General features: G+C 73.2%; 17 protein-coding genes. 13 read left to right on the top strand and 4 right to left on the bottom strand.

Annotation, left to right across the window (positions count from 1 at the left end; all coding sequences use genetic code 11):
- The first annotated feature begins 3 nt into the window (after positions 1-3).
- Genes D0D28_RS18325 through D0D28_RS18300 form a run of 6 tightly spaced genes read left to right on the top strand, consistent with a single transcriptional unit; the run spans position 4 to position 6,872 of the window.
- Positions 4-1,377, top strand: a complete 1,374-nt coding sequence (locus D0D28_RS18325; protein WP_094006823.1) for a nitrate/nitrite transporter — start codon at positions 4-6, stop codon at positions 1,375-1,377.
- 31 nt (positions 1,378-1,408) lie between these two features.
- Positions 1,409-3,952 (top strand): nitrite reductase large subunit NirB, encoded by a 2,544-nt coding sequence (gene nirB / locus D0D28_RS18320; RefSeq protein ID WP_094006822.1) that lies wholly within the window; start codon positions 1,409-1,411, stop codon positions 3,950-3,952.
- Positions 3,949-4,299: a nitrite reductase small subunit NirD gene (gene nirD / locus D0D28_RS18315; protein ID WP_116111415.1), complete on the top strand. Its 351-nt coding sequence runs from the start codon at positions 3,949-3,951 to the stop codon at positions 4,297-4,299. Before nirB ends, nirD begins: the two co-directional genes overlap by 4 nt.
- Positions 4,296-5,408 carry a uroporphyrinogen-III synthase gene (locus tag D0D28_RS18310; RefSeq protein ID WP_116111414.1) on the top strand — a complete coding sequence of 371 codons (1,113 nt, stop codon included), beginning with the start codon at positions 4,296-4,298 and terminating at the stop codon, positions 5,406-5,408. Before nirD ends, D0D28_RS18310 begins: the two co-directional genes overlap by 4 nt.
- The gene (locus tag D0D28_RS18305) at positions 5,405-6,088 is read left to right on the top strand and encodes a sirohydrochlorin chelatase (protein WP_116111413.1); all 684 of its coding nucleotides are present in this window, start codon (positions 5,405-5,407) and stop codon (positions 6,086-6,088) included. Before D0D28_RS18310 ends, D0D28_RS18305 begins: the two co-directional genes overlap by 4 nt.
- Before the next feature lie 40 nt (positions 6,089-6,128).
- A complete protein-coding gene (locus D0D28_RS18300) occupies positions 6,129-6,872 on the top strand; it encodes an SDR family oxidoreductase (protein WP_094006818.1) in 744 nt (247 codons plus the stop codon).
- Between the two features lie 40 nt (positions 6,873-6,912).
- Here the strand turns inward: D0D28_RS18300 and D0D28_RS18295 are convergent, their stop codons facing one another.
- Both D0D28_RS18295 and D0D28_RS18290 read right to left on the bottom strand, forming a co-directional pair.
- Positions 6,913-8,034, bottom strand: a complete 1,122-nt coding sequence (locus D0D28_RS18295; RefSeq protein WP_116111412.1) for a DNA glycosylase AlkZ-like family protein — start codon at positions 8,032-8,034, stop codon at positions 6,913-6,915.
- Positions 8,034-8,426 (bottom strand): DUF3224 domain-containing protein, encoded by a 393-nt coding sequence (locus D0D28_RS18290; protein ID WP_116111411.1) that lies wholly within the window; start codon positions 8,424-8,426, stop codon positions 8,034-8,036. The genes D0D28_RS18295 and D0D28_RS18290 overlap by 1 nt, the downstream gene beginning before the upstream one ends.
- A gap of 61 nt (positions 8,427-8,487) precedes the next feature.
- Here D0D28_RS18290 and D0D28_RS18285 point away from each other — a divergent pair, with 61 nt between their 5' ends.
- The 3 genes from D0D28_RS18285 (at position 8,488) to D0D28_RS18275 (ending at position 11,454) form a co-directional block, all read left to right on the top strand.
- Complete coding sequence (locus D0D28_RS18285) at positions 8,488-9,453, top strand: helix-turn-helix transcriptional regulator (RefSeq protein ID WP_116111410.1); 966 nt, start codon at positions 8,488-8,490, stop codon at positions 9,451-9,453.
- A complete protein-coding gene (locus D0D28_RS18280) occupies positions 9,446-10,252 on the top strand; it encodes a uroporphyrinogen-III synthase (RefSeq protein WP_094006814.1) in 807 nt (268 codons plus the stop codon). The genes D0D28_RS18285 and D0D28_RS18280 overlap by 8 nt, the downstream gene beginning before the upstream one ends.
- Before the next feature lie 71 nt (positions 10,253-10,323).
- Complete coding sequence (locus tag D0D28_RS18275; RefSeq protein WP_240323256.1) at positions 10,324-11,454, top strand: alpha/beta hydrolase family protein; 1,131 nt, start codon at positions 10,324-10,326, stop codon at positions 11,452-11,454.
- Here the strand turns inward: D0D28_RS18275 and D0D28_RS18270 are convergent.
- Positions 11,423-11,710, bottom strand: a complete 288-nt coding sequence (locus D0D28_RS18270; protein ID WP_116111409.1) for an MGMT family protein — start codon at positions 11,708-11,710, stop codon at positions 11,423-11,425. The genes D0D28_RS18275 and D0D28_RS18270 overlap by 32 nt on opposite strands.
- A gap of 59 nt (positions 11,711-11,769) precedes the next feature.
- Here D0D28_RS18270 and D0D28_RS18265 point away from each other — a divergent pair, with 59 nt between their 5' ends.
- The 4 genes from D0D28_RS18265 to D0D28_RS18250 all read left to right on the top strand — a co-directional run bounded on the left by D0D28_RS18265 (position 11,770) and on the right by D0D28_RS18250 (position 20,191).
- The gene (locus tag D0D28_RS18265) at positions 11,770-14,979 is read left to right on the top strand and encodes an ATP-dependent helicase (protein WP_430732398.1); all 3,210 of its coding nucleotides are present in this window, start codon (positions 11,770-11,772) and stop codon (positions 14,977-14,979) included.
- A 406-nt stretch (positions 14,980-15,385) separates the two neighbouring features.
- On the top strand, positions 15,386-18,607 hold the full coding sequence (locus tag D0D28_RS18260; protein ID WP_116111407.1) for an ATP-dependent helicase: 3,222 nt from the start codon (positions 15,386-15,388) through the stop codon (positions 18,605-18,607).
- A gap of 11 nt (positions 18,608-18,618) precedes the next feature.
- Positions 18,619-19,689 carry a potassium channel family protein gene (locus tag D0D28_RS18255; RefSeq protein ID WP_094006809.1) on the top strand — a complete coding sequence of 357 codons (1,071 nt, stop codon included), beginning with the start codon at positions 18,619-18,621 and terminating at the stop codon, positions 19,687-19,689.
- Positions 19,690-19,741: 52 nt separating this feature from the next.
- Positions 19,742-20,191, top strand: a complete 450-nt coding sequence (locus D0D28_RS18250; protein WP_094006808.1) for a hypothetical protein — start codon at positions 19,742-19,744, stop codon at positions 20,189-20,191.
- 172 nt (positions 20,192-20,363) lie between these two features.
- Here D0D28_RS18250 and D0D28_RS18245 read toward each other — a convergent pair whose 3' ends face one another.
- Positions 20,364-21,335, bottom strand: coding sequence for a neutral zinc metallopeptidase (locus tag D0D28_RS18245; protein WP_240323255.1), 972 nt, complete (start codon positions 21,333-21,335; stop codon positions 20,364-20,366).
- Positions 21,336-21,561: the final 226 nt, after the last annotated feature.

Genomic DNA, 21,561 nt, shown 5'->3' with positions numbered 1-21,561 from the left:
CACATGACGACAACGATGACCGCGCCGGCGGCGCGCAAGCACTGGATCGAGCACTGGGAGCCCGAGAACGAGTCGTTCTGGGAGTCCACCGGCAAGAAGATCGCCCGCCGCAACCTGTGGTTCTCCATCTTCTCCGAGCACATCGGGTTCTCCATCTGGACACTGTGGTCGGTGATGGTCCTGTTCATGGGGCCGCAGTACGGGTTCTCGGCCGCCGACAAGTTCCTGCTGACCTCGACGCCGACCCTGGTCGGCGCGATCGCCCGGCTGCCCTACAGCTGGGCGGTGGCGCGCTTCGGCGGTCGCAACTGGACGATCGTCAGCGCAACCCTGCTGCTGATCCCGAGCATCGGCGCGGCGATCGTGATGGAGCCGGGCACCCCGCTGTGGGGCTTCCTGATCGTCGCGGCGCTGGGTGGTGTCGGCGGCGGCAACTTCGCGTCCTCGATGACCAACATCAACGCGTTCTTCCCGGAGAAGGCCAAGGGCATGGCGCTGGGCCTGAACGCGGGCGGCGGCAACCTCGGCGTCGCCGTGATCCAGCTGCTCGGTCTGCTGATCATCGCCACCGTCGGCACCGGCGCGCCGCGGATCATCCTGTTCATCTACATCCCGCTGATCGTCGTCGCGGCGCTGTGCTCGGCGTTGTTCATGGACAACATCGCGTCCGTCCGCAACGACAAGAAGGCGATGCGGGAGATCATCGGCGACGCCCACACGTGGGTGATGTCGTTCCTCTACATCGGCACGTTCGGCTCGTTCATCGGCTACAGCTTCGCCTTCGGCCTGGTGCTGCAGAACCAGTTCGGCCGCACCCCGCTGCAGGCCGCGGCGGTCACGTTCCTCGGCCCGCTGCTCGGCTCGTTCTCCCGCCCGGCCGGGGGCTGGCTGGCGGACAAGCTGGGCGGCTCGCGGGTCACCTTCACCACGTTCGTCGGCATGGCGGTGATGACCGTCATCCTGATCATCGCGTCCAACACCCAGTCGCTGGCGTTGTTCACCACGGCCTTCATCGTGTTGTTCGTGCTGACCGGGGTCGGCAACGGCTCCACCTACAAGAGCATCCCGGCCATCTTCCGCACCAAGGCGAGGGCCGCGATCGCGGCCGGCGCCGACGAGGCGACCGAGATGCTCAAGGCCCGCAAGCGGTCCGGCGCCCTGATCGGCCTGGCCGGTGCGGTCGGCGCGCTCGGCGGCCTGTTCATCAACCTGGCGTTCCGGCAGTCCTTCCTGGACACCGGCAGCGGCGTGCCGGCGTTCGTCGGGTTCCTCGTCTTCTACGGGATCTGCTTCGTCCTCACCTGGGCCGTGTACCTCCGCAAGTCGGACGCGCCGGTGAGCGAGCGCGGGCTGGCTCTCGCCGGTGCCCGGGTCTGAAGCAAGAGCAAGCGAGCAGGAGGTTTCGGTAATGCGCACACTCGTCGTCGTCGGGAACGGCATGGTGAGCCACCGGCTGGTGGAGGCACTGCGGGCCGAGGACACCGAGGGCGCCTGGCGGGTCGTCGTGCTCGCCGAGGAGCCGCGCCCGGCCTACGACCGGGTTGCCCTGACCTCCTACGTGGATGGCTGGGACGTCCAGGCGCTCACCCTGTCCGGTTCGGATTACGAAGGTGACGACCTGGTCGAGCTGCGGCTGGGCGACCCGGTCACCGCGATCGACCGGGCGACCAGGACGGTCACCACCGCGTCCGGGCACGTGCAGCCCTACGACGCGCTCGTGCTCGCCACCGGCTCGCGCCCGTTCGTGCCGCCGGTGCCGGGACACGACCTGCCCGGCTGTTTCGTCTACCGCACGATCGAGGACCTGGACGCGATCCGGGCCGCGGTCGAGCACGCGAAGGCGACCAAGCGCGGCCGCGCGGCGGCGATGGTCGTCGGCGGTGGCCTGCTCGGCCTGGAGGCGGCGAAGGCCCTGCGCGACATGGGCCTGTCCCCGCACGTGGTGGAGATGGCGCCGCGGCTGATGCCGCTCCAGGTCGACGACGGCGGTGGCCGGCTGCTGCGCAAGCTGGTCACCGACCTGGACCTGACCGTCCACACCGGAACTTCGGCCGAGAAGATCGAGCAGGACGGCGACCGCCTGTTCACCAGGCTCACCAACGGCACCGAGCTGGACCTGGACCTGGTGGTGTTCTCCGCCGGTGTCCGCCCGCGCGACGACCTGGCCCGCTCGTCCGGGCTGGCGGTCGGCGAGCGCGGCGGGATCATCACCGACCTGGCCTGCCGCACCAGCGATCCGGACATCTGGGCGGTCGGCGAGTGCGCCGCGGTCGAGGGCCGCTGCTACGGCCTGGTCGCCCCGGGCTACACGATGGCCGAGATCGTCGCCGCGCAGCTGCTCGGCAAGACTGGCGAGTTCCCGGGCGCGGACCTGTCCACCAAGCTGAAGCTGATGGGCGTGGACGTGGCCAGCTTCGGCGACGCGCACGCCACCACGGAGAACGCGGTCGAGGTCGTGCTCTCCGACGCGGTCGGCGGGTACTACAAGAAGCTCGTCGTGTCCGAACCTGATGAGCACGGGCGCCGACTCCTGTTGGGCGGTGTGCTGGTCGGTGACGCGAGCGCGTACAACCTGCTCCGCCCGCTGGTCGGCAGCCCGCTGCCGGCCGATCCGGCCGCGATGCTCGCGCCGGAAGGCGGCTCCAGTGCGGTGGGTGTGGACGCGCTGCCGGACGAGGCGCAGATCTGCTCGTGCAACGCGGTCAGCAAGGGCGCCATCACCAGCGCGATCCACGACGAGGGCTGCGACAGCGTCGCGAAGATCAAGGGCTGCACCAAGGCGGGCACGACGTGCGGGTCGTGCGTGCCGATGCTGGCGAAGCTGCTCGACGCCTGCGGGGTCGAGCAGTCCAAGGCGCTGTGCGAGCACTTCGCCTACTCGCGCCAGGAGCTGTTCCAGATCCTCAGCGCTACCCGCATCACCACGTTCGGCGAACTGATCGCCAAGCACGGCACCGGCTCGGGCTGTGAGATCTGCAAGCCGGCCGTCGCCTCGATCCTCGCCACGCTCGACACGACCCACCGCGACGGCGGTCACGTCCTGGCCGGCGAGCAGGCCGCGCTGCAGGACACCAACGACCACTTCCTGGCGAACATGCAGCGCAACGGCACCTACTCGGTCGTGCCGCGGATCCCCGGCGGCGAGATCACCCCGGCGAAGCTGAAGGTGATCGCCGAGGTCGCCGAGGAGTTCGGGCTCTACACCAAGATCACCGGCGGGCAGCGGATCGACCTGTTCGGCGCGACCGTGGACCAGCTGCCGCACATCTGGAAACGGCTGGTGGACGCCGGGATGGAGTCCGGGCACGCCTACGGCAAGTCGCTGCGCACGGTGAAGTCGTGCGTCGGCTCCACCTGGTGCCGCTACGGCGTGCAGGACAGCGTCGGCCTGGCCGTCGAGCTGGAGCTGCGCTACCGCGGCCTGCGCTCGCCGCACAAGCTCAAGGCCGGGGTGTCCGGTTGCGCCCGCGAGTGCGCCGAGGCCCGCGGCAAGGACTTCGGCGTGATCGCGACCGAGAAGGGCTGGAACCTCTACGTCGGCGGCAACGGCGGCGCCCTGCCCCGGCACGCCGAGCTGCTGGCGTCCGACCTGGACAAGGACACGCTGATCACCTACATCGACCGGTTCCTGATGTTCTACGTGCGCACCGCCGACCGGCTGCAGCGCACCGCGCCGTGGATCGAGGAGATGGACGGCGGCCTGGACCACCTGCGGGCGGTGATCGTCGACGACAAGCTCGGCATCTGCGAGGAGCTGGACGCCGCGATGGCCAAGCACGTGCAGAACTACGCCGACGAGTGGCGCGGCGTGCTGGAGGACCCGGCGAAGCTGGCCCGGTTCACCTCGTTCGTCAACGCGCCGGGCACGCCCGACCCGACCATCTCGTTCCGCGCCGAACGTGACCAGAAAGTCCCCGTCCTGCTGGGTGTTCCGGAGGTGGTTTCGCGATGACCGCGGTGGAGGAGAAGCGCGCCACGGAGGCGGTCGAGATCTGCCCGGTCGACCGGCTGATCCCCGGTCGCGGGGTGGCCGCCCTGCTGCCCGACGGGCGGCAGGTGGCGATCTTCCGCACGGTGACCGGCGACGTCTACGCCGTGTCCAATGTGGACCCGTTCACCAAGGCGGCGGTGCTCTCGCGGGGGATCATCGGTGACGTGAAGGGCGTGCCGCACGTCGCTTCGCCCATGCTGAAGCACCGGTTCGAGCTGGCCACCGGCAACTCGCTGGACGACGAGACGGTGGCTGTGCGCACGTATCCGGTGCGGGTGATCGAGGGTGTGGTGTACCTCCAGCCATGATCGATTCCCCCGGTGTCCTCCCGCTCGCCGGGTTCGCGGTGGGCATCACGGCCGCGCGCCGCGCGGACGAGCTCGGCGCGCTGCTGGTGCGCCAGGGCGCGACCGTGCGGTACGGGCCGGCGATCCGGATCGTGCCGCTCGCCGACGACACCGAGCTGCACGCCGCGACCGTGCGGATGCTGGCGGAGCCGGTCGACGTGGTCGTGGCGACCACCGGCATCGGGTTCCGCGGGTGGGTCGAGGCGGCCGAGGGCTGGGGTCTCGGCGAGGCGCTGGTCGGCCGCCTCGGCGAGGCGTCGCTGCTGGCCCGTGGGCCGAAGGCGCGTGGCGCGATCCGCGCGGCCGGGTTGTCGGAGAGCTACTCGCCGGCCTCGGAGAGCAGCGCGGAGCTGCTCCAGCACCTGCTGGCGTCCGGTGTGGACGGTCAGCGGGTCGCGGTGCAGCTGCACGGCGAGCCCCTGCCGTACTTCGTGGAATCGTTGCGGGAGGCCGGGGCCGAGGTCATCGAGGTGCCGGTGTACCGCTGGGTCGGGCCGTCCGATCCGGGGCCGCTGGACCGGCTGATCGACGCGGTGCTGGACGGCTCGGTGGACGCGATGCCGTTCACCAGCGCGCCGGCCGCGGCGAGCACGCTGGCGATGGCCAAGCGCACCGGGCGGCTCGCGGAGCTGGTGGAGGCGCTGACGCACCGGGTGCTGGTCGCGTGCGTCGGGCCGATCACGGCGGCCCCGCTGGCGGCGGTCGGGATCCCCACCGTGCAGCCGGAGCGGGCGCGCATCGGCGCGCTGGCGCGGACGGTGTCGCAGGCGCTGGTCGAGCGGTCGCCGAAGCTGCGGGCGGCCGGGAGGCTCATCGAGCTGCGCGGCCAGGCGGCCATTGTGGACGGTCAGCTGTGCGACGTGGCGCCCGCGCCGATGGCGGTGCTGCGAGCGCCGGCCCGCGAGCCCGGCCGGGTCGTCTCGCGCCGGGAACTGACGTCGGCACTGCCCGGCGGCGGTGAGGAACACGCGGTGGAGACCGCGATCGGGCGGCTGCGCACGTCGCTCGGCGAAGGGAAGCTCGTGCAGACCGTGGTGAAGCGCGGATACCGGTTGGCGGTGGAACGATGATCGTGCTGGCAGCGCATGGGACGCGGGACCCGCGGGGCGCGCGGGTGATCGAGGAGCTGGCGGACCGCGTGCGGGCCGGGACGCCGGTGCCGGTGCGGGTGGCCTACGCCGACGTGCGGCAGCCCGACGTGACGACGGTCCTCGATGCGGTGCGCGGCTACCAGGCGATCGTCGTGCCCGCGTTCCTGGCCGCCGGGTACCACGTGCGAACCGACATCCCGGCGCAGATCGCCGCGAGCGGGCACCGGAACGTGCTGCTGGCCGACCCGTTCGGCCCGGCGCCCGAGCTGGTCGGCGTGATGCGGGACCGGCTGGAGTGGGCTGGCTACCGCGCGGGTGACGCGGTCGCGCTGGCCGCGGCGGGCTCCAGCGATCCACGCGCGCTCGCCGAGGTGCGGGTTGCCGCGGATGCCCTGGGTGCGGTGCTGGGCACGTCCGTGCGGGTGGGTTACGTCGCGACGGCGCAGCCCTCGATCGCCGACGCGGTGGCCCGGGCGCGGGGGCGGGGCCGCCGGGTGGCGGTGGCGTCGTGGCTGCTGGCGCCGGGGTTGTTCCAGCGGAAGGTGCTGGACGCGGGCGCGGACGTGGTGGCCGATCCGCTGGGCGTGCACCCGGACGTGGTGGACCTGGTGCTGGCCCGGTATCAGCAGGCGCAGCGGCGGCTCGCGGTCGCCGCCTGAGACTTGTGGTTCGCTGGATGAAACAGTAGTTTCTGTTTTCGTGAAGCGCTACGTGGGTCGCGTCGTCCTGATCACCGGTGCCGGGCAGGGGCTCGGCCGTGCCATGGCGCGCCGGTTCGCCGACGAGGGGGCGTCGCTGGCGTTGTGCGACGTCAACGAGGCCGCGGTGAAGGAGACCGCGGCCGACTGCATCGACGTGCGGGCGTCCGTGGTGGACGTGGCCGATCCGGCGCAGGTCGGTTCGTGGGTGGCGGGGACGCTGGCAGCGTTCGGGCGGGTGGACGTGCTGGTCAACAACGCCGGGGTGATCCGCGACAACCGGCTGGAGCGGATGACCGACGACGAGTGGGACGCGGTGATCGACGTCAGCCTGCGCGGCATGTTCAACTGCAGCCGGGCGGTGTTCGGTGCGATGAAGCGGCAGGGGTACGGGCGGCTGCTGTCGTTGTCGTCGATGTGCTGGCGCGGAAACTTCGGCCAGGTGAACTACTCCGCGGCGAAGGCCGGGGTGGTCGGGATGGCACGCACGATCGCGCTGGAAGGCGCGCGGCACGGCGTGACCTCGAACGCGATCGCACCGGGGCTGATCGCGACGCCGATGCTGGCGTCGATGGACGACAAGGCACGGGCGAAGCTGGCCGCGCGGGTGCCGGTGGGGCACATCGGCGACCCGGCGGACATCGCGGAGGCGGCGGCGTTCCTGTGCTCGGAGGCGGCCGGCTACGTGACCGGGGTGGTGCTGGATGTGGATGGCGGCATCAGCATCGGCAGTGCGTTGCGCTGACGAGACCGCGGTGCGCCCGCGACGGCTTCGGCGACTGGTGCTAGTTCCAGCTCACCTTCAGGTCCGCGAACCCCCGCGTGCGCGCCACCCGTTCGGCCTCCTCCTCGGCGGCTGTCCGCGCCGCGGGCGGGAGCGGGTCGAACGCGGTGATCGTGAAGTCCAGCCGCTTGCGGCCGCTGCCCTTCGCGCGCCACACGCCGGCCACCTCGCCGCCCGCGAGCAGCGCTCCGGGGTTGCCGAGGATCCTCCAGACCTCCTTCTGCCGCGCCCGGTCCGGCACCAGCACCGCCCGGTCCCGCGACTGCAGGAACGGGTCCCACGGCGGCAGCAACCGCACGACGTCGGGCTCCGGCGGGTTCTCCAGCGCCGCCACGTCACCGGCCGGCAGGAACACCGTCCGCCCGGCGAACCGCACCTCGGCGAGCTCCTCCGGCCACATCCGCTTCACCACGGCGACCTTCGTCCCCACGAAATCCGCCGCCTCCTTCGGCGCCGCCGGGCCGTGCAGGTGCAGGTAATCCCGGACGACGGCCGTCGCGGCCCCGGCATCGGGCGTCGTCCGCATCCGCGGCCGGCCGTCCAGCGGCGCCAGCGTCGCGGGCTGGGCCCCGGCTTCCAGCCGCACCCCGCCGTGGATCGCCGCCAGCCGCATGACGTGATCCAGGATGTGGGTGGCCTGGCAGACGCGGCACTGGTACGACAAGCCGTCCGGGATGATCTTCGTGACGGCCTCGCTCACCGCGCCCTTCGACATCACCCGGGTGACGACCTTCCGCATCGCCCGCGCCGCGGTGAACAACCCGTCCAGCGCGCCCATCCCGGCCGCCTCGATCTGCTTGCGCTGCCAGCCCATCCGCGCCATCGCATCGTCCTCGTCGAGCGGGACCAGCGCGGCGGTGACCCGGCCGATCTCGTCCGTGCGATGGAAGTGCGGCGCCCCGCGGTGCGTCCACGCCAGCACGAACCGCGGATCCTCCACGAAGGACTCCTCGGTGACCGGGCCGGGCAGCCGCGCCGCGAGGGAGATCGCCGCCGTGTCGCGCTGGGTGCTCTGCAGGCCGAGGTCGAACACGGTCAGCCCGGCCGGGTCGGCGACGTCGCGGTGCAGGCCCTGCGCCGCGATCCGGTGGGCGAGCACCTGCTCGCGCTCGACCTCGATCATCACAGCCGGTAGTCGAAGGTGTAGTTCACGGTCTCGCTCGCTCCTCCGATCGTGCCGGTCCCGGCCAGTCCGGCCAGCTCACCCGTGCCCGAGCCCTCGACGACCGTGAACGTGCCCTGGATGCCGTCGGCGCCGTAGGCCACGTCGTGCCGGATCACGAAGCTGCCCTTCCGTCCGTCCACGCTGCCCTCGATCCGCTCGAACCCCGGCGCGGTCTGCCCGCTGCCGCTGTAGCCCTCGCCCGGGTAGTACAGCAGGAAGTCGCACGCCGACTCGCCCTCGATCATGCCGGAGTAGGCGAACGTGGCGTGCGCGTGGGCGTACCGGGGGCCGTTCTCCGGGCCGCTGACGACCTTCTCGTCCCAGGTCCGCGTGGTGAAAGTGTTGGTCATGGCCCCAGTGTGCGACCCATGCCTGACACCTTCTGTCAGGTTTCCGGGGAATACTGGGTCCATGCGCGCGAGCAGGTTGCTGTCGGTGCTGCTGCTCCTGCAGAACCGCGGCCGGATGACCGCCGAGGAGCTGGCGGAGGAGCTCGAAGTGTCGGTGCGGACCGTGTACCGGGACATCGAGTCGCTGTCCGCCGCCGGGGTGCCGGTCTACGCCGAACGCGGCCGGGCCGGCGGCTACCGGCTGCTCGACGGCTACCGCACCCGCCTCACCGGCCTGACCGGCGAGGAAGCCCAGTCGCTCCCGCTGGCCGGGCTGCCCGACGCGGCCGCCGAGCTGGGCGTGGTCACCGTGCTGACCGCCGCCCAGCTCAAGCTCTACGCCGCGCTGCCGGACGAGCTGCGCAGCCGCGCGGGCAAGGTCGCCGAGCGGTTCGTGCTCGACGTGCCCGGCTGGTTCCGCGGCATCGAAAGCCTGCCGCACCTGGCCGAGGTCGCCCAGGCGGTGTGGGATTCGCGGCGGGTTTCGGTGAAGTACCGGCGGTGGGACAACAGCGAGACGAACCGGCTGCTGGAGCCGCTGGGGCTGATCCTCAAGGCCGGGAACTGGTACCTTGCCGCACAGTGTGAGGGTGCGATCCGGACCTATCGAATGTCCCGGATCCGCTCGCTCGAACCCGGCGCCGCGTTCGAGCGCCCGGCCGGGTTCGACCTGGCCGCCTATTGGCGGGAGTGGTCGGAGCAGTTCGAGCGGCGGATGTACCCGCGGGTCGCCGTGGTGCGGCTGTCTCCGCTGGGCCGGGACCTCGTACCGTTCTACCTGGGCGCGGTGGGTGCCCGCGCTCTGCGCGAGTGCCGCGAGGTGCCGGACGAAGACGGGTGGTTGCGCGTGGAGTTACCGGTGGAACCCGGCGCCCCGGCACTTGGGGAGCTGCTGCGGTTCGGGCCCGAGCTGCGGGTGCTGGAGCCCGCGGACCTGCGTGACCAGGTGGCGGCCGCGGTGGACCGGATGGGTGCGTTCTATGGGTGATCTGAGCGGAGTCACGATCGGGGTGACCGCGGAACGGCGGGCCGAGGAGTTCATCGGCGCGCTGGAACGCCACGGCGCCACCGTGCGGCACGCGCCGCTGATCCACATCGTCCCGCTGCCCGACGACGCCCGGCTGCGCGCGGCCACCGAGGAGGTCCTCGCCGAACCGCTGGACATCCTCGCGGTCACCACCGGCGCCGGGTTCCGCGGCTGGGTGGACGCCGCCGAGGGGTGGGGGCTGCGGGAGGACCTGCTGGCGTCGCTGACCCGGGCGCGGGTGTTCGTCCGCGGCCCGAAGGGCAAGGGCGCGGTGCGGGGCGTCGGGCTCACCGAGGAGTGGGCCGCGCCCGAGGAGAGCAACCGGCAGCTGTTCGGTCACCTGCTGGACGCCGGGGTCGCGGGCGCGCGGCTGGCGGTCCAGCTGCACGGCTCGCCGCTGCCCGAGCACACCGCGCCGCTGCGGGAGGCCGGCGCGCGGGTGATCGAGGTGCAGCCGTACCGGTGGGAGTGGCCCGCGGACCTGCACCCGGCGCACGAGCTGCTGGACGGCGTGCTGGCCGGCACGGTGCGGGCGCTGGCCTTCACGAGCGCCCCGGCCAGCGCGAACATGCTGGAGCTGGCCCGCGAGCGCGGCAGGTACGACGAGCTGGTGCGGGCCCTGCGGGGTGACGTGGTGTGCGCGTGCGTGGGCCCGGTGACGGCCGCACCGTTCACCGAGGCCGGAGTGCCGACCCTGCAACCGGACCGCCAGCGGCTGGGCGCGCTGGTCAAGCTGCTGGTCGCGGAGCTGGGCACCTAGGGGGAGATCTCCGGGCCGCTCCCGGTGATCAACCCGATGTGCCCGGTCCGGCCGCTTCCTAGGTTCGGTGCATGGTCAAACCAAGATCGACGATCCGCCGCCTCGCACTGCTCACCGCCGCCGCCTTCGCGCTCACCGTGGTCCCGGCGTCGGCCGGGACGGCACTCGCCCTGCCGGAACCGTCCGGCCCGTTCGCCGTCGGAGTCACCGAGCTGCACCTGGCCGCCCAGGCCCGCGACCGCGAGCTGATGGCGACGGTGCGTTACCCCGCGATCCACGACCGCGGCCCGCGGGCGCCGTTCCTGACACCCGGCGCCGCCGCCGTGATCGCCGAAGCCGACGCCGCCCGGCTCGGCATGGACCCCGCCCGGCTGGACTACGGCTTCGCCACCAACGCACGCTCCGGCGCGCCCGTCGCCGCCGGACATCTGCCCGTCGTGCTCTACACACCGGGCGCCGAGCAGCCCCGCGCGCTGGCGACCACCCAGCTGGAGGAGCTCGCGAGCCGGGGGTACGTCACCGTCGCGTTCGACCACCCCGGCGAGACGTCCGTGGTGGAGTTCCCGGACGGCCGCCTGGTGCGCGGCGCCCTGCCACCGCAGAGCGTCGAGGTCGGCCGCCGGATGATCGCCACCCGCGTCGCGGACGCCCGGTTCGTCCTCGACCAGCTCGAAGTCCTCGCGCGGGGCGGCAACCCGGACGCGGAAGGGCGTGCGCTGCCCGCCCGGCTGGGCCGCTCGCTCGACCTGACCCGGATCGGCATGTTCGGGCATTCGGCCGGCGGGTTCACCACGGCCGAGACGATGCTGGCCGACCCGCGGATCGACGCGGGCGCCGACCTGGACGGCAGCATGGCCTACTCGCAGCGGGACCGGATCTTCGGGCAGGCCGTCGAGCAGGGCCTGGACCAGCCGTTCCTGCTGATGAGCGCCGGTGACCACAGCGCCGCCACGGACGGGTCCTGGCAGGAGTTCCTGAGCAACCAGCGCGGCCAGGCGAGCAGCGGCACCTGGCCGGCGGCGAGCACTTCAGCTACACCGACTACCAGTTCCTGCTGCCCCGGCTCGGCGTCGATCCGGCGATCACCGCGCCCTGGATCGGCGACGTCGACGCCGCCCACAGCCTGGACTTCCAGCGCACCGGCCTCGTCGAGTTCTTCGACCAGCGGCTCTACGGCCGCCAGCGGTAGGTCTTCAGGTTGACTTTCTGACCGTCCGCCAGCACGCCCTCCGCCCGGAGGAGTTCCAGCTGCCGGTGCACGAGGTGCGGCGCGGGCGTGCCGTTGGCGCGCAGGATCCGGTGCCACGGCAGGTCCGCGCCGTCCTCGGACAGGATCCGGCCGATCATCCGGGGTGACGGGGCGCCGGCGATCGCCGCGATGTCACCGTACGTGGCGACCTTCCCCGGCGGCACGGTCGCGACCACCTCGCGCACCCGCTCGTGCAGCTCCTCGTTCACGTGACCAAACTACCGCCAGGGTGTGCCGGTCCCCGGTTCTGTCGGGCGGTCGTGATTCCATGCCAGACGTGAGCGCAGAGGGCACCCGGTCCCGGGCGGGCGCGCGGCTGGTCCGGCCGCCCGCCCCCGAGCAGCGCCCGGAACGCTGGGACGACGACGCGCGGGCGGTGCTGGCGGCGCCCCGCGGGTTCGTCCGCGTCCTCGGTGGACCGGGCACCGGCAAGACCACCCTGATCACGAGCGCGGCGGCGGCCCGCATCGCCGGTGGCGCCGATCCGGAGAGCCTGCTGGTGCTCACCGCGTCCCGCCGCGCGGCGAACGCCCTGCGTGCCGAGATCACCCGCCGCGTCACCGCCGGTGACGGCGTGCCCCGCACGATCCGCGAGCCGATCGTGCGCACCGTCCACTCCTACGCGTTCTCCTTGCTGCGCCTGCAGGCCGGGTTGCAGGACGTGCCGGCGCCGCGGCTGCTGTCCAGCCCGGAGCAGGACGTCGTGGTCCGCGAGCTGCTCGCCGGCGACCTCGCCGAGGGCGCGCCGGACTGGCCCGAGCAGCTGCGGCGCGCGCTGGCTGTGCCCGGCTTCGCCGAGGAGCTGCGCGACCTGCTGCTGCGTGCCGCCGAACGCGGTCTGGGCCCGGAGGACCTGGTCAAACTCGGCAGGCGCAAGGACCGCCCGGAGTGGGTCGCGGCCGGGGTGTTCTGGCGGCAGTACGAGGAGGTCACGGTCCTGCAGGGCGCGGGAGGCAACGCGCTCGGCGCGCCCGGTTCGCCCGCGCTGGACGCCGCCGAGCTGGTCGCGAGCGCGCTCGTCGAGCTGGAGGGCGACCCGGACCTGCTGGCGCGCGAGCAGGCGCGGATCCGGCACGTGTTCGTCGACGATGCCCAGCACCTGGACCACCTGCAGTTCCGCCTGCTGCGGCTGCTCGGCACCGCGGCCGAGGACTTCGTCGTGACCGGCGACCCGGACCAGGCGATCTTCTCCTTCCGCGGCGCCGACCCGAACCTGCTCACGCGCGCCGACGCCGACGGCGGCCGCACGGTGACGCTGACCCGGACCCACCGGTTGAGCCTGGCCGTGCACGAGGCGGTGACGAAGCTCGGCGCGACCCTGCCGGGCGCGAACCGGCACCGCGCGATCAGCGTCGACCCGAAGGCCGACGAAGGCGAGGTGAAGGTCCGGCTGCTGCCGACCCCGTCCGCCGAGGCGAGCTGGGTCGCCGACCAGCTGCGCCGCGCGCACCTCATCGACGGCGTGCCGTGGTCGGAGATGGCCGTGCTGGTGCGCTCGCCGGGGCGGTCGTTCCCGGTGCTGCAGCGGGCGTTGCGGGCCGCGGGGGTGCCCATCGCGTCGGCGGTGGAGGAGCTGCCGCTGGCCCGCCAGCCGGCGGTGCGGCCGCTGCTCGCGGTGCTGCGCGTCGCCGGTGATCCCGCGCTGCTCGACGTCGACACCGCCGAGATGCTGCTGGCGTCCCCGCTCGGTGGCGCCGATCCGCTGGCGCTGCGCCGGATGCGGCGTGGTCTGCGGCGGCTGGAGCTGGCCGGTGGCGGTGAGCGGTCCAGTGACGAGCTGCTCGTGGAAGTGTTGCGGGACAACGACAAGCTCGGCGGTCTCGCGGAGGCCGAGGCGGCGCCGATCCGGCGGGTCGGTGGTCTGATCGCGGTCGCGCGCGCGGCGATCGGCCGGGGCGCGGGGGTCGAGCAGGTCCTGTGGGACGTGTGGCAGGAGAGCGGCCTGCAGAAGCGGTGGGTGCGGCTGTCCGCGCGCGGCGGGACGCTGGGCGCGCAGGCCGACCGCGACCTGGACGCGGTGGTGGCGCTGTTCCACGCCGCGGGCAACTACGTCGACCGGCTGCCGAAGGCGAGCGTGGCGGCGTTCGCGGACTACCTGTCGTCGCAGAACATCGCGGGCGACAGCCTGGCGCCGGTGGCGATGCGCGGCGAGGGCGTGTCCCTGCTGACCGCGCACGGGGCGGCCGGTCGCGAGTGGACGGTCGTGGCCGTGGCGAACGTGCAGGAGGGCAGCTGGCCGGACCTGCGGCTGCGTGGCTCGCTGCTCGGGGTCGAGCGGCTGGTGGACCTGCTGTCCGGGCTGGAGGAGGAGACGGTGTCGGCGACGGCGCCCATCCTGGCCGAGGAGCGGCGGCTGTTCTACCTGGCGCTCGGCCGCGCGAAGCGGACGCTGCTGGTGAGCGCCGTGATCGGGGAGGACGAGCAGCCGTCGCGGTTCGTCGACGACCTGGAGGCCAACAGCGCGGACGAGTCCGGGCTGGACTCGCGGGTCAAGCCGCCGGGGCGGTCGCTGGTGCTGGCCGAGCTGGTCGGCGACCTGCGGCGCGCGGTGTGCGACCCGGACGTGCCGCCGGACCGGCGGGCGCGGGCGGCGCGGCAGCTGGTGCTGCTCGCGCGGGCCGGGGTGCCGGGCGCGCACCCGGATTCCTGGTACGGGCTGGTGGAGACGTCGACGGACACGCCACTGTACGGCGAGGGTGACGTGGTGCGCATTTCGCCGTCCACTGTGGACACTCTGAAGAAGTGCCCGTTGCGGTGGCTGATCGAACGGCACGGCGGGTCTGACCCGGCCCAGCTGGCGGCGATCACCGGGACGCTGGTGCACGAGCTGGCGCAGGCCGCGGCGGACGGCGTGGACGACGAGGGCCTGCGGCGCGCGCTGGACGAGGCGTGGGCGAAGGTCGACGCGGGCGCGCCGTGGTTCTCGCGGCGCGAGCGGAACCGGGTCGAGCAGATGGTGCGCAACTTCCTGGCGTGGCTGGCGAGTTCGCGGCACGAGCTGCAGCAGATGGGCATCGAGCAGGACATCGAGGTCGAGCTGCCGGTCGGTGGCGACGGTCTGCTGGTCAAGCTGCGCGGCCGGGTGGACCGCCTGGAGCACGACGCCGAGGGGCGGCCCGTGATCGTCGACCTGAAGACGGGGAAGACCGCGGTGAGCGCCGCGGATGCCGAGCTGAACCCGCAGCTGGCGGCGTACCAGTTGTCGGTGCTGCTGGGCGCGTTCGGCGGCGGGAAGCGTCCCGGCGGGGCGAAGCTGGTGTACCTGGCGAAGTCGCACAACAAGACGGGCGCGACGGTGCGGGAGCAGCCCCCGCTCGACGACGAGAGCGGCCGGGAGTGGCTGGAGCTGGTGCGGAAGGTGGCGGCGTCGGCGACGGGCCCGGCGTACGAGGCCACGGAGAACCCGGACTGCGACCGCTGCCCCGCGAAGGGTTCCTGCCCGCTGCGACCGGAGGGCAGGCAGGTGACGGGGCCGTGACCGGTTCCGCGAAACCCGCCGGCACGGCTGCTACTGCGCACCGGCCACGCGCGATCACACTTGTGATCCGGCGCTGGGCGCCTTGGGCGGGGGCAGTGCCGAGCGCCGCGATGCCTGCCACGGCGCCCGGGCGGCGGGCGGTGGTGCGGATGGCGGTGCCGAATACCTCGGCGACCGCCGAAGCCGCGCTACGCGCGGCGGCTCCTGCGGGGGCGGCGGTCCGCGTGGCGGTGCCGAACGGCTCGACGACCGCCGAGGCCGCGTTGCGCGTGGCGGTTCCTGCTGAGGCCGCGCTGCGCGTGCCAACCCCCACTGCCTCCGCGCTGTGCGTGGCCGCGCCTGCGCCGGGGCTCGCGCCGCGGGCGGCGTCGCAAGCCGCTCCCGTGTCCAGCACGGGAGCCAAGCCATGACCGAGATCGCCTCCCCGGCCGAGATCGCGCACGCGCTCGGCCTGCACCCGCCCACCCCGGAGCAAGCGGCGGTCATCGCGGCGCCCATCGAGCCCGCGCTCGTCGTCGCGGGGGCTGGGGCCGGGAAGACCGAGACCATGGCCGCCCGGGTGGTCTGGCTCGTCGCCAACGGGTTCGTCACCCCGGAGCGCGTCCTGGGCCTCACGTTCACCCGCAAGGCCGCCCGCCAGCTCGCCGACCGCGTCCGCGCCCGCCTGCGCCGTCTCGCCGGCTCCGGCCTCCTCGACCGGCTCGACCCGGGCGGCGCGCGCCGGGCCGCGGTGCTCGCCGGGGAACCCACCGTCCTCACCTACCACGCCTACGCCGGCCGCCTCCTCGCCGAGCACGGCCTGCGCCTGCCCGTGCAACCCGGCGTCCGCCTGCTCTCCGAAACCAGCTCCTGGCAGCTCGCCCACCGCGTGGTGTCGACCTGGGACGAAGACCTGGACACCGACCGCGTCCCCGCCTCGGTCACCGCGCAACTCCTCGCCCTCACCGGCGAACTCGGCGAACACCTGGTCACCGAAGAGAAACTCGCCGAGTACACCCGCTGGCTGTGTGACCTCATCGAACGCGCCCCGCGCGCCAAGGGCCAGCGCGCCGCGATGCCCAAGTCGCTGACCGACATCATCGCCGCGCAGAAGTTCCGCCTCTCGCTCATCCCGCTCATCGAGGAGTACCAGCGCCGCAAACGAGCCGAGGGCGCACTCGACTTCGCCGACCAGATGTCCCTCGCCGCGACCCTGCGCGACCTGCACCCGGCCGTCGCCGAGGGCGAACGCGCCCGCTACGGCGCCGTCCTCCTCGACGAGTACCAGGACACCGGCCACGCCCAGCGCATCCTGCTGCGCGCGCTCTTCGGCGGCGTCGAGAACGAGCCGCTGCCGGTCACCGCGGTCGGCGACCCCGCACAGGCCATCTACGGCTGGCGCGGCGCCAGCGCGGCCAACCTGCCCCGCTTCACCACCGACTTCCCGCGCCCGGGCCTCGAACCCGCCCACGAGTACGGCCTGCTCACCAGCTTCCGCAACCCCGCCGAGGTCCTCGTCCTCGCCAACGGCATCGCCGAACCGCTGCGCCGGCGCGGCCTCGGCGTCGAACGGCTCCGCGCCCGCGACAACGCCGACCCCGCCGACATCGAGGTCGCCCTGCTGCCGGACATCCGCACCGAACGCGAATGGGTCGCCGACGCCGTGGCGCGCAGGTGGTTCGCCCACCAGGACGAGCACGGCGCCCCGCCCACCGCCGCCGTCCTCGTCCGCCGCCGCGCCGACATGGCCCCGATCGCCGCCGAGCTGCGGGCCCGCGGCCTGCCGGTCGAGGTCGTCGGCGTCGGCGGGCTCCTCGACGAACCCGAGGTGGCCGACCTCGTCGCCACCCTGCGCGTCCTCGCCGACCCGCTCGCCGGCACCGCCGCCGCCCGCCTGCTCACCGGTGCCCGCTGGCGCCTCGCGGCCGCCGACCTCGCCGCGTTGTGGCGGCGCGCCAACGAGATCTCCGCGCCCCCGCCCACCGAAGAGTCCAAGGTGGACGAGCTGTTCGCCGAACGCGCCGAGCAGACCGGCCTCATCGACGCGCTCGACGACCCGGGCGACCCCAAGCGCTACTCCCCGGAGGGCTACCGCCGCATCCGGCAACTCGGCCAGGAACTCGCCGCGCTGCGCCGCCGCCTCGACCAGTCGCTGCCCGAGCTGGTCGCCGACGTCGAACGGACCATGCTGCTCGACGTGGAAGCGCAGGCCCGCCCCGGCAGCGCCCGCCGCGCCCACCTGGACGCCTTCGCCGACGTGGTCACCGACTTCGCGGAGACCTCGCCCACCGCCACCCTGATGTCCTTCGTGGACTACCTGGCGACCGCCGCGCACGCCGAGGACGGCCTCACCCCGGGCGAGGTCGAGGTGGTGCCGGACCGCGTGCAGGTGCTGACCGTCCACTCCGCGAAGGGCCTGGAGTGGGAGGTCGTCGCCGTGCCGCACCTGGCGCGCGAGGTCTTCCCCAACAAGCGCCGGTCCTCGTCCTGGCTGCGCACCGTCACGTCGCTGCCCGCCGCGCTGCGCGGTGACTCCGCGGACCTGCCGAAGCTGCGCGTGTCCGACGGCATGGACCGCAAGGAGGTCATCGAGGCGTTCGAGATCCACGAGCAGGACTTCGCCGAGCGCGAGGCCGACGAGGAACGCCGCCTCTGCTACGTCGCGCTGACCCGCTCCGAGCGCGCGCTCGTCGTGTCCGGGCACTGGTGGAACGAGACGAGCACCCGTCCCAAGGGCCCCTCGGACTTCCTGCTGGAGGTCGGCGAACTGGCCGCCGACGGCGTCGGCAAGGTCGCCGCGTGGGCCGAGGAACCACCGGCCGACGAGGAGAACCCACTGGTCAGCCAGGCCCGGACGGCGCACTGGCCGTCCGACCCGCTGACCGGCCGCCGCGACGCCGTGCACGAGGGCGCCGACCTGGTCCGCACCGCGCTGGCCGACGGCGAGGTCGAGGAGGACGAGGACGAGGACGATCCGGACGGCTGGATCGCCGACACCGACGTGCTGCTCGCCGAGTACGCCAAGCGCGCCGGCACCGCCGACCAGGTCGCGCTGCCCGACCACCTGTCGGTGAGCCAGCTCGTCGAGCTCGCCGCGGACCCGGCCGGACTCGCGCGCCGCCTGCGCCGCCCGCTGCCGGTGCCGCCCAACACCTTCGCCCGCCGCGGCACCGCCTTCCACGGCTGGCTGGAGCGCCGCTTCGCCGGTGACCGGCTGTTCGACCTCGACGAGCTGCCCGGCGCCGCCGACCCGGACGAGGCCGGCGACGACGCGCTCGAAGCGCTGCAGGAGGCCTTCGACCGCAGCGCCTGGGCGTCGCGCACGCCGCACGAGGTGGAGGTGCCGTTCTCCACCGAGGTGGACGGCGTGACCGTGCGCGGGCGGATGGACGCCGTGTTCGCCGATCCGGACGGCGGCTGGACCGTCGTGGACTGGAAGACCGGCGCCGTGCCCGAGGAGGGCCGGATGGCCTCGCTCGCCGTGCAGCTGGCGGCGTACCGTCTGGCTTGGGCGTCGCTGTCCGGAACGCCGTTGGAGAAGGTGCGCGCCGCCTTCCACTACGTGCGCGAGGACCACACGGTGCGCCCGGTGGACCTGCTCGACGCGGACGGTCTGCGCGATCTGCTCCGCAGCGTGCCACAGCCCTAGCGAGGCCTGACATGATCCCTTACGATCCGCGGGTGCGTGTCGCGGACGAACCGGACCACTCGCTCGTCGGCGTCGTCCGGATGCCGGAGCCGGCGGTCAGCCCGATCCGGTCCATCGGCAGACGGGTCCTGTGGGCGCTGGTCGCGCTGGTGGCGGCCGTGTTCATCGTCTACCTGGGGCGGGACGGCTACCGGGACGTCAACGAGGACGGGCTCTCGCTGCTCGACGCGTTCTACTACGCCACGGTGTCGCTCTCGACCACCGGTTACGGTGACATCACCCCGGTCACGAGCACGGCCCGGCTGATCAACGTGCTGGTGATCACGCCGTTGCGGGTGCTGTTCCTGATCGTCCTGGTCGGCACCACGCTCGAGGTGCTGACCGAGCGGTCGCGGCAGGCGCTCCGGATCCAGAAGTGGAGGACCAAGGTGCGGGACCACGTGGTGGTCGTCGGGTTCGGGACCAAGGGCCGGGCCGCGGTCAAGACCCTGCTCGGTGACGAGGCGATCGAGCCGAACAAGATCGTCGTGGTGGACACCGACCAGCAGGCGCTCGACGCGGCCGCCGCGCTGGGCCTGGTCACCGTGCACGGCTCGGCCACCCGGTCGGACGTGCTGCGGGTGGCGGCGGTGCAGCGGGCGCGGGCGGTCGTGGTGGCCGCGGATCGCGACGACTCGGCGGTGCTGGCCACGCTCACCGCGCGGGAACTGGCGCCCAAGGCGCACATCGTGGTGTCGGTGCGCGAGGCGGAGAACGTGCACCTGCTCAAGCAGTCCGGCGCGAACCAGGTGGTGGTGTCGAGCGAGACCGCGGGACGGCTGCTCGGCATGGCGACGTCCACGCCGGTCGTGGTCGACATGTTCGAGGACCTGCTGACCCCGGAGTCCGGGCTGGCGATCGCCGAGCGCCCGGCGGAGAAGTCCGAGGAGGGCGGCTCGCCGCGGCACCTGCCGGACATCGTGCTCGGCGTGGTGCGCGACGGGCAGCTGTACCGGGTGGACTCGCCCGCCGTGGACGCCATCGAACCCGGCGACCGGTTGCTCTACGTGAGGAAAGTGACCCCGGCCGACCGGGTTGAGTGATAGATCTCGGCAGCCCGTCGGCGGCTGTGCTTCACCCGGCGCTTCTGGAAGCATGGTGATCGTGCTGCGCTGGAACACCCTCGCCGTCGCCGTGCTGGTCGGCATCGCCATCGTGACCGCCGTGTGGTGGGCGGGGCCGGGCGTGCTGGGCACCGCGGCCGCGGCGCAGGGCACGGTCGCGCAGGCCACGGTCACCAAGGGTGCCGAGTGCACGGCGCCGAACCCGCAGGAGACGGTGGAGATCACGGTCGACGGCCGGACCCGCACGGGGATCCTGGACGCGTGCGGGCACGACCAGAACGACCGGGTCGACGTCACGGTGCCGGCCTCCGCGGGCGACGGGGAGATCCAGGTGCACCTGGCGGACGTGGTCACCGGCCACGACGACCTGCGCCGCCCGATCGGGCTGGCGCTGCTGGCGCTGAGCTGCCTCGGCGGAGGCACCTACGCATTCCTGATCCACCGCGGCCCGCGCCGCGCGGAGATCCCTGCCGCGAGCTGACCCGGCGCGCCGACGCTGCTGGCCCCACCGGAGGAGGTGAGGCCACATCACCCGCGACACGCGGAGGGCAGCCTTCCCGATGCCACCTGCACCGCGTGGGCGTGACCCGTCGGGCACATCCGGGAAGTGCGCGTCGGCTGGCCCCGGCCGCGGCGCCCGCCCGGAACCGCCCTCAGCGGACCTCCGCCGCCGGGGCCGCGAACGTGTTGCACTTCGCGATCCGGTTGAACTGCGCGCCCGTCCGCCACCACTGCGCGTAGTGCGCGTTGGTGCCGTGGTCGGAGCTGCCGGAGGTGTTGTCGCCGCGGGTGTCCTGGTCTCGCCAGGCCTTGGCGTACATGTCGCGCGTCACGGAGCCGCCCCGGTCGACCACCGCGCCCAGGAACATCCCCGAAAAGCACTGCGCCTGCAGCTCCTTGCGCCGCGACAGCTCCAGCCCGGCCGGGCTGTTCTGCCCGACGGCGTAGATCTGCTGCCACACCGCGTCCATGATCCCGGCGACCTCCTGCACGTGGTGGCCGTACTCGTGCGCGAACAGCGCCAGGTAGACACCCGGGTTGTCGCCGTACTGGTCGGTCTGCAGGCCGCGGAAGGGCACGTACAGGTTGTCGTCGCAGTAGTAGGCCGCCGTCGCCACGCTCACCGCGATCGTGCCGCACGCGGTGGTGAAGTGGGTGCCGGTCGGGAAGTGCAGGGTCGGCGGGGTGAACGGCAGGTGGTAGCGCTCCAGGAACTCGCCCCAGGCCTGGTTGAGGCACTGGTCGGCGGCGGTGAAGAACGCCTCGGCCGACGCCTGGTCGCTGCGCCACTCCGGCAGCTCGCACGCGAAGTTCTGCAGCCCGTCGTCCGGGTTCTGCAGGATCGGGTGGCTCGCCAGCGCAAGGATCTTCTCGCCGTCCACCGAGCCGGTCGCCGCGCCCGCCGCGTTGCCGCCGCTGGCCGCGGTGCTCGTCGGGGCGGCCACGGTCGGCGACGGCGAGTCCGGCCTGTTGCCGACCGCGATGAACACCACCAGCCCCGCGAGCAGCACCACCACGGCGCTCAGCGCGAACGCGGTCACCGGCCGCGAGGAACGACGCTCCGCCCGGTGCCGCGGCGCGGACGAGGGCGGCGGCAACGGTTCCCGGGGCGGCGGAGACGTCATCGGCCGCCAGCATAGTCAGCGCGCGTCCCGCGAGGGAGAGATCACGACTCGGCGGCGGCCGCGTGCCACCCGTGGCCGGTGCCGGACCGCTCTGCGAGAGTGGGCGGCGAAGCGACCCGCAGGAAGTTGGAGAAGACCCGATGAGCGACACCGGAGGCTGGACCGGCCCCGATCCGAAGGACCGGCCGGACGACAAGACGCCTCCCGCCGGTCATCCGGTCCCGCC

It is taken from the genome of Amycolatopsis ruanii, assembly GCF_003385175.1.
GTDB classification, from domain to species: domain Bacteria; phylum Actinomycetota; class Actinomycetes; order Mycobacteriales; family Pseudonocardiaceae; genus Amycolatopsis_E; species Amycolatopsis_E thermalba.
The sequence above is the reverse complement of the archived record's forward strand: the minus strand, read 5'-3'. Positions and strand labels throughout refer to the sequence as shown.